This window comes from Aliivibrio sp. 1S128, from assembly GCF_001691065.1.
Lineage (GTDB): Bacteria > Pseudomonadota > Gammaproteobacteria > Enterobacterales > Vibrionaceae > Aliivibrio.
This window is the reverse complement of record NZ_MAJV01000082.1, coordinates 1-216: the sequence shown is the minus strand read 5'-3', so window position 1 is coordinate 216 and position 216 is coordinate 1. Positions and strand designations below refer to the sequence as shown.

The following is a 216-nucleotide window of genomic DNA, read 5'->3' as shown; positions in this document are numbered from 1 at the left end:
AAACGATAGATTACGATTTATGAGTGTTCACACAGATTGATTAGGTTAAAAAAGTAAAGAGATGTTATGTGGGGCTATAGCTCAGCTGGGAGAGCGCTTCGCTGGCAGCGAAGAGGTCTGCGGTTCGATCCCGCATAGCTCCACCATTTTTAAGTATTCTCCTTGAGAGTCTTTAAAAATGGTTTCGAAACCTTTCATTAGGTTGAAAAACAATTG

The 216-nt window shown here is 40.7% G+C and carries 1 tRNA gene; it reads left to right on the top strand.

The features are described 5' to 3' along the window. Nucleotides 1-70: 70 nt before the first annotated feature. Nucleotides 71-146, top strand: a tRNA-Ala gene (locus A6E03_RS10170). Nucleotides 147-216 lie beyond the last annotated feature (70 nt).